This is a genomic window from Gloeomargarita sp. SRBZ-1_bins_9 (assembly GCA_039794565.1).
In the GTDB taxonomy this organism is placed as follows: Bacteria; Cyanobacteriota; Cyanobacteriia; order Gloeomargaritales; family Gloeomargaritaceae; genus Gloeomargarita.
In genome coordinates, this window is sequence record JAUQVX010000009.1 from 79,098 (window position 1) to 85,583 (window position 6,486).

At 58.6% G+C, this 6,486-nt stretch carries 6 protein-coding genes; 5 read left to right on the forward strand and 1 reads right to left on the reverse strand.

The window, feature by feature from the left end; all coding sequences use genetic code 11:
• Positions 1-5: 5 nt before the first annotated feature.
• The gene (locus Q6L55_08995) at positions 6-1,058 is read right to left on the reverse strand and encodes a Fe(3+) ABC transporter substrate-binding protein (GenBank protein MEN9258844.1); all 1,053 of its coding nucleotides are present in this window, start codon (positions 1,056-1,058) and stop codon (positions 6-8) included.
• Positions 1,059-1,255: 197 nt separating this feature from the next.
• On the opposite strand from Q6L55_08995, the gene gltX reads away from it, so the two are divergent.
• From gltX to Q6L55_09020, 5 genes are all read left to right on the forward strand, one after another.
• On the forward strand, positions 1,256-2,686 hold the full coding sequence (gene gltX / locus Q6L55_09000) for a glutamate--tRNA ligase (protein ID MEN9258845.1): 1,431 nt from the start codon (positions 1,256-1,258) through the stop codon (positions 2,684-2,686).
• A 3-nt stretch (positions 2,687-2,689) separates the two neighbouring features.
• A complete protein-coding gene (locus Q6L55_09005; GenBank protein MEN9258846.1) occupies positions 2,690-3,337 on the forward strand; it encodes a Uma2 family endonuclease in 648 nt (215 codons plus the stop codon).
• A gap of 68 nt (positions 3,338-3,405) precedes the next feature.
• Positions 3,406-4,587 carry an NAD(P)H-quinone oxidoreductase subunit H gene (locus tag Q6L55_09010; protein ID MEN9258847.1) on the forward strand — a complete coding sequence of 394 codons (1,182 nt, stop codon included), beginning with the start codon at positions 3,406-3,408 and terminating at the stop codon, positions 4,585-4,587.
• Entirely contained in the window at positions 4,587-5,705 is a 1,119-nt protein-coding gene (nuoH, locus tag Q6L55_09015) for an NADH-quinone oxidoreductase subunit NuoH (protein MEN9258848.1), read from the forward strand. Before Q6L55_09010 ends, nuoH begins: the two co-directional genes overlap by 1 nt.
• 15 nt (positions 5,706-5,720) lie before the next feature.
• The gene (locus Q6L55_09020; protein ID MEN9258849.1) at positions 5,721-6,077 is read left to right on the forward strand and encodes an iron-sulfur cluster assembly accessory protein; all 357 of its coding nucleotides are present in this window, start codon (positions 5,721-5,723) and stop codon (positions 6,075-6,077) included.
• Positions 6,078-6,486 lie beyond the last annotated feature (409 nt).

A 6,486-nucleotide genomic window follows, 5' to 3' on the forward strand; every position in this document is an offset into this window, starting at 1 on the left:
GCTTTCTATGCCCAACCGGCTCGGTCCGTAATTCTCAGGGCCAGTTCGTTATTGCGACCAAAGACACTAGCGTTGATGGGGTCCTGCTTGAACGTGCCGAAACTGGCCAGCACCGGGTCAATGGGCACCCCCGGCACGGCTGGGTATTCATTGTTCCCCCGGGCCAGCACGTCCTGGGCCTCCCGCGTTGCCAAAAACTCCAAAAACCGCACCGCATTGCGGGCATGGGGCGCCGTGACAATCACCCCCGCCCCACTGATATTGACGTGGGTGCCAAAGGAGTTTTGGTTGGGGAAAATAATGCCCATCTTTTGTCCCACCTCCCGGTCGGCGGGATTGGGGGACTTCAGCAGGCGAATTAAGTAATACGTATTACTAATGGCCAAAGCGCCCACGCCTGCTGCTGCCGCCCGGATTTGGTCCGTATCGCCCCCTTGAGGTGGCCGCGCCAAGTTCTCCACCAGACCCCTGGCCCAGCGCTCCGTCCGGGCTTCCCCCAGGTGCCGGATCAAGGCCCCCACCAACGACTGGTTGTAAACATTGCGGGACGAACGGACCAATACCTGCCCCCGCCATTTCGGGTCCGCTAACTCCTCGTAGGTACTAATATCGCCAGGTTTGACCCGGTCCTTGTTATACATAATCACCCGCGCCCGTCGGGTAAACCCAAACCAGTGATTGCGCGGTTCCCGCAGCGACGCCGGAATGGAGCGGGTCAAAAGGGGGGAATCCACGGGCCGAAATAGCCCTGCCTGCTGCGCCCGCCACAGACGCCCCGCATCCACTGTAAACAACACATCCGCCGGGGAATTGCGCCCCTCGCTGCGAATGCGCTCAATCAGTTCATCGTCTTTCCCCTCCAGCACATTCACCTGAATCCCCGTTGCCTGGGTAAACCGCCGAAACAGCTCTCTGTCGCTGTCGTAGTGCCGGGAGGAATAGACATTCACCACTCCCCGCTGGGCCAAGGCCGGCTTGTAGGCCGTCAACCGTCCGATGGTGGTCACCGTCACCAGGGAAACCCCTCCCAACAACACCTCTCGCCGCGAAATCCCCATAGTTGCTATAAATTCCTAACAAACAGAACTTGTCGTGCTATTTTAGAGCTAATGAGACTTAATAGCAATAGCTAGGGTAGTCTGGGCGCGGGGGTTGGATAGGCAACCAGGGGCTATCTAACGCTGAAACGCTGATGATGGCGAGGGGACGGGTGCGATAAGATCAACGGCGATAGAGGTTTGGGAGAGAGGCAGCGGTGACGGTACGGGTGCGGATTGCCCCCAGCCCGACGGGGAATTTGCATATTGGGACAGCGCGGACGGCCCTGTTTAACTGGTTGTTTGCCCGGCATCATGGGGGGGAATTTATCCTGCGGATGGAAGACACGGACCGGGAGCGCTCCCGCCCTGAATTTGCCGAAAACATCCTCAGTGGGTTGCGCTGGTTGGGATTGGACTGGGACATTGGCCCGATTTGGCAAACCCAGCGGCTGCACCGGTATCAGGAGGTGATCGAGCAGTTACTGGCGCGGAAGCTGGCCTACCGCAGCTATGAAACCGAGGAGGAACTGGCAGCGATGCGGGCCGCCCAGGAGGCGCAAAAACAGGCACCCCGATACAACAACCAGCACCGGAACTTAACGCCGGAGCAGGAGGCGGCTTTTCGTGCCCAGGGTCGCCAGCCGGTGATTCGCTTCAAGATTGACGACGACCGGGAAATTATCTGGCATGACCTGATTCGGGGGGAAATGCGCTGGCGGGGGGCCGATTTGGGGGGCGATATGGTGATTGCCCGGGCCGATGGCCTACCCCTGTACAACTTCGCCGTGGTGGTGGATGACATGGACATGCAAATCACCCATGTGATCCGGGGGGAGGACCACCTGGCCAATACCGCCAAGCAAATTTTGCTTTACGAAGCCCTGGGAGCGCCCCTTCCCGCCTTTGCCCACACCCCCTTGATTCTCAACCCCGACGGGCGTAAGTTGTCTAAACGAGACGGAGTGACGGCCATCTCCGATTTCCGGCAGATGGGGTATGTGGCGCCGGCGCTGGTAAATTACATGGCGCTTTTGGGTTGGTCACCCCCGGAGGGCAAGGAGCTGTTGACTCTCGAAGAAATGGTGCCCCTGTTTTCCCTGGAGCGGGTCAACAAGGCTGGGAGTAAATTCGACTGGGACAAGCTGAATTGGATTAACAGTCACTATTTGCACCAGATGTTGCCGGCCCAGTTAACCCAGGAACTGCTGCCCTTTTGGCGGGAGGCGGGCTATGACCTGGACCCGGAGCGGGACCGGCCTTGGTTGGAGCAGGTGGCGGCGTTGATTGGCCCCAGTTTGGTGACGTTGAAAGATGGGGTACACCTAGCCCGTTTCTACATGAGTGAGCAGGTGACCTACGACGACGAAGCCCGGCACCAGTTGCAACAGCCCCCCAGCCGAGAAATTCTCCAGCAATTTTTGGCTGCCGGTGACCCCCGTGACCTGGATGCGGCCCAATCCCTGGTGCAGAGCGTGGTGCAGACCTGCGGGGTGAAAAAGGGCCAGGCGATGAAGACCCTGCGGGCGGCGTTGATGGGCACTCTGCACGGGCCGGACTTGCTCCAATCGTGGCTTATCCTGGCACACCGGGGCTTTGTACAACGGCGACTTCAGGCGGCGCTGGAATTGGCTGCTGACGGGGGTTAACCGATGGTTTCTGTGGAGGTCAAACAGGAGCTGGCCTATGCCCGGTGGGAGTCAGCGACGTGGGCAGATTATCAGCGCCTGCGGGATGACCCTACGATTGAGCGGGTGCAGTTATTTTTTGCCCATAACCGGCTCCTGGTGGAAAACATGGGATGGGAAGGCATCTTGCATTCAGAAATCCGGGAGTTGCTGTCGGCTGTGTTGACCCTGTGGCTACTGCGCCATCCCGACATGAAGTCCAAACTGCTTGGCAGTTGTCTGATGGAAAGGGAGGGGCTACAGGCGGCGGCACCGGATATTGCGTTGTATATGGGGGAGTGTTTGCCCCAGTACCAGGCGTCACGCCGGGTTGACCTGAATCAGTGCCCCCCGCCGGCGTTGGTGGTGGAGGTGGCCGATACGACTCTGGATTCGGATTTGGACCAGAAGAAGCATTTGTATGCGGCGCTGGGGGTGCCGGAGTATTGGGTGATTGATGCCCAAGGGGGACGGGTATTTATGTTTACCTTGGCAGAGGGGAGCTATCAACGGGTGGAAAGCTCTGCCACGTTGCCGGGTGTGACGGCGGCGCTGCTGGAGGCGACCATCGCCCAGGCCCAGTCGGGAACCAACATCGCTGCCGCTGCTTGGTTTGCTCAGCAGTTGTCCTGAAAGGTTTTCCTGGGAAATCGGCCTATACCTGTCTATACTGGAGATCGAGTCGCCTGCGAGGTGCCGCCATGTCCATGATCGAAACCCGCACTGAACCCATGGTGGTCAATTTCGGGCCGCATCACCCTTCCATGCACGGGGTTTTGCGGTTGATGGTCACCTTGGACGGGGAAAATGTGATTGATTGCGAGCCGGTTTTGGGCTACCTGCATCGTTCGATGGAGAAAATTGCCGAAAACCGGACGGTGGTGCAGTACCTGCCCTATGTCACCCGCTGGGATTATCTGGCGACGATGTTTACGGAAGCGATCACGGTGAATGCGCCGGAAAAACTGGCGGATATTCCGGTGCCCAAGCGGGCCAGCTACATCCGGGTAATCATGCTGGAGTTGAGCCGGATTGCGTCGCATTTGTTGTGGCTGGGGCCGTTTTTGGCAGACATTGGGGCGCAGACGCCGTTTTTCTACATCTTCCGCGAGCGGGAAATGATCTATGACCTGTTTGAGGCGGCCACCGGCATGCGCATGATGCATAACTATTTCCGCATCGGGGGGGTGGCGGCGGATTTGCCCTACGGCTGGGTGGATAAGTGTGAGGATTTTTGCCACTACTTCCTGAAGAAGGTGGATGAGTACGAGCGGCTGATTACCGACAACCCCATCTTCCGTAAGCGGGTGCAGGGGGTCGGGGTGCTGTCCCGGGAGGATGCCATCAACTGGGGGATGTCGGGACCGATGCTGCGGGCGTCAGGGGTGAAGTGGGACCTGCGCAAGGTGGACCACTACGAGTGCTACGACGATTTTGATTGGGAGGTGCAGTGGGCCACGGACGGGGACTGCTTTGCCCGCTATATGGTGCGCGTAGGGGAAATGCGGGAATCGGCCAAGATCATCCTGCAGGCGCTCAAGGGGTTGCCGGGGGGGCCCTACGAAAATTTGGAGGCCAGACGGATGGCAGAGGGTCCCAAGTCGGAATGGAATGGATTTGACTATCAATTTGTCAGCAAGAAGCCGTCGCCCACGTTTAAGATTCCCAAAGGGGAACACTATGTGCGGGTAGAGGCGCCCAAGGGGGAGTTGGGGGTGTATATTATCGGCGATGATAGCCCGTTCCCCTGGCGTTGGAAGATTCGGCCGCCAGGATTTGTCAACCTGCAGGTGCTGCCCCAGTTGGTGCGGGGGATGAAGGTGGCGGATATTATGGCCATCCTGGGCAGTGTGGACATCATCATGGGTGAGGTGGACCGCTAATGAGTACGGGGATGGATTTGCAGCAGTCGTTTGTGCAGTGGTTGGAGGGGTTGGGGTTGACGCCAGGGGTGGCTAAGACGTTGTGGATGCCCTTGCCCATGGTCGCAGTGTTGACCTTTGCCACGCTCTGGGCGTTGGTGGCTACTTGGTTGGAGCGGAAAATTTCGGCGGCGGTGCAGCAACGGATTGGGCCGGAGTACGCAGGGCCGTTGGGGATGCTGATTCCCCTGGCGGATGTGGTGAAGTTGTTAGCGAAGGAGAATGTACGCCCGGGGAAGGCGGACCGCTGGCTGTTTACCCTGGGGCCGGTGGTGGTGGTAATGTCGGTGTTGTTGGCCTACATCATCGTGCCGTTTGGGCAGCATTTGGTGATTACGGACCTGGGGGTGGGCATTTTCCTGTGGATTGCCTTGTCGAGTATTGCGCCGATCGGCCTGTTGATGGCAGGGTATGGCTCTAATAATAAATACTCGCTGCTGGGGGGCTTGCGGGCGGCGGCCCAGTCCATTAGTTATGAGGTGCCCCTGGCGCTGGCGGTGTTGGCGGTGGCCATGATGTCCAACAGTTTGAGTACGGTGGACATTGTGGAGCAGCAGACGGGCTACGGGATTTTGGGCTGGAATGTGTGGCGGCAACCGGTGGGGTTTGTGATCTTTTGGATTGCGGCCCTGGCGGAGTGCGAACGGTTGCCCTTTGACCTGCCGGAGGCGGAGGAGGAATTGGTGGCGGGTTACCAGACGGAATATTCAGCGGTGAATTTCATGCTGTTTTATGCGGCGTCCTACCTCAATCTGGTGCTGTCTTGTCTGCTGGTGGCGGTGTTGTATTTGGGGGGGTGGGAGTCGCCGATTTCCATTGAGGCGTTGGCGGCTTGGCTGAACCTGAGTCTGGACAACCCCTTGGTGCAGGTCATCGCGGCGGCCATTGGCATCACGATGGTGTTGATCAAGGCCTACTTCATGTTGTTTCTGGCCATCCTGTTGCGCTGGACGGTGCCCCGGGTGCGGATTGACCAGTTGTTGGATTTGGGGTGGAAGTTTTTGTTGCCGGTGGGGTTGGCCAATTTGCTGATTACGGCGGCGTTAAAGTTGGCGTTTCCTGCTGTCTTTGGTGGTTGATTCAGGAGGGTCACGATGGCCGAGGGGACAACGACGCAAGGACGGGGTATCATGATTACGCCGGCGGCGATGCGGCACCTACAAAACCTGCGGGCGCAAAGGGGGGAAGACCTGTGCTTGCGGGTGGGGGTGCGCCAGGGGGGCTGTTCTGGCATGTCCTACATGATGGATTTTGAGCGTCCGGAAAATATCCGCCCGGAGGATGAGGTGTTTGACCAGGACGGTCTGAAGATTGTCTGTGACCGGCGGAGTTTGCTGTACTTGTATGGGCTGGCACTGGACTATAGCGATGCACTCATCGGCGGCGGGTTTCAGTTCATTAATCCCAATGCCACGCAAACCTGCGGTTGCGGCAAGTCCTTTAGCGTTTAGTCCTGATGGCCTTGGTCTTTGGAGAAAGTGGCGACCGGTTGACGTGGGAGGTCCCCCCATCAAAAAGATGGAATTGATCGTTCGCCGGGATTGGGTGACCGTCAACTGGCAGGGGGAAAGCTGGCCGTATGTCGAGTGGGTCTGTCCTTGGACGTTCCTGTAACCACGACCGGGAGGGCCAATAACACTGGACCTATATAGTGTGGCGACGTTGCAGCGGTGGCCCGGGGGGATTGGATAACGGGTGGGGCTTCTCTACGGCAGTGCGGGGCGTTGGGTTGAACCAGCGCTACGCCGACACTTGGCGAGAAAGCTGTTGCCTCGGGTACGTATCCCCGGTCTCGCCATTCTAGGGCCTTCTAGGGGTCAGTGGTGAAGTTTTCTGGTGTCAGGTAAAATCACACAGCCC

Excerpts from the sequence above, each read along its gene's own strand:
- Q6L55_09005 (MEN9258846.1), top strand. The coding sequence starts at position 2,690 with ATGGTTTCTGTGGAGGTCAAACAGGAGCTGGCCTATGCCCGGTGGGAG.
- Q6L55_09020 (MEN9258849.1), top strand. The coding sequence starts at position 5,721 with ATGGCCGAGGGGACAACGACGCAAGGACGGGGTATCATGATTACGCCG.
- Q6L55_08995 (MEN9258844.1), bottom strand. The coding sequence starts at position 1,058 with ATGGGGATTTCGCGGCGAGAGGTGTTGTTGGGAGGGGTTTCCCTGGTG.
- nuoH (MEN9258848.1), top strand. The coding sequence starts at position 4,587 with ATGAGTACGGGGATGGATTTGCAGCAGTCGTTTGTGCAGTGGTTGGAG.
- Q6L55_09010 (MEN9258847.1), top strand. The coding sequence starts at position 3,406 with ATGTCCATGATCGAAACCCGCACTGAACCCATGGTGGTCAATTTCGGG.